Raw genomic sequence first — 818 nt, forward strand, 5'->3', positions numbered from 1 at the left:
TAAAAATCCATCAACTCCCCCATGGTATCCACCACAAATACTTCTGCATCGCTGGGAATTTTTTCAAATTCGCTTCTTCGTGCGGTGTTAAAGCCTTGCTTATTTGATTGCTGAAAAGCACTTTCGAAGCGCTCAGGGTGCCTAGGCACTAATACCAGCAAGGCATCGGGAAAGCGCTGCCTCAAACGTTCATGCACTTTTAAAACCAGCTCGTCTTCGCCTTCATGCGTACTCGCCGCGACCCAAATCTTAGGCTTAGCGGGTAAATTTGCGCTCAGGTGAGCGGCTTTTTTAACATGACTATCTTCCACGTTCGTATCAAACTTTACGCTACCCGTTACAAAAATCTTTTCCTTTGCGATATCTAGTGATTCAAATCGTGAAGCATCATTTTCGTACTGGCATAGCACGAGTGACAGATCATTCAACATCCAACCAATAGCGGGTTTCAAGCGTCGGTAGCCTTTTGCTGAGCGCTCTGACAAACGCGCATTAGCGATGACAACCGGGCAGTTTCTTCGCATCACCTGGTGAATCATATTTGGCCAGAGTTCGGTTTCCATAATGATCAGACATTCAGGTTTTACCCGGCGCAAAAACGCCTTCACCATAAAGGGAATATCGTAAGGTGCATAGACATGAAACACATCACTGCCAAAGCGCTTTCTAATTTGCTCGGAGCTGGTTGGCGTCATACTAGTGATAACGATATCTCGGTTTGGAAAACGCCTTTGAATCTCTCGAATAATTGGCTCCGCTGCTAGCACTTCGCCTACGGACACAGCATGCACCCAAATACTTCTATTCAGCTTTGGCGC

1 protein-coding gene is annotated in these 818 nt (G+C 46.3%); it reads right to left on the reverse strand.

Translation table 11 applies throughout. The features are described 5' to 3' along the window. Window positions 1–782 (reverse strand): 3-deoxy-D-manno-octulosonic acid transferase (locus A3735_RS26995; RefSeq protein WP_197486081.1); only part of this gene is annotated, 782 nt, incomplete at its 3' end. Window positions 783–818 lie beyond the last annotated feature (36 nt).

It is taken from the genome of Oleiphilus sp. HI0061 (genome assembly GCF_001635675.1).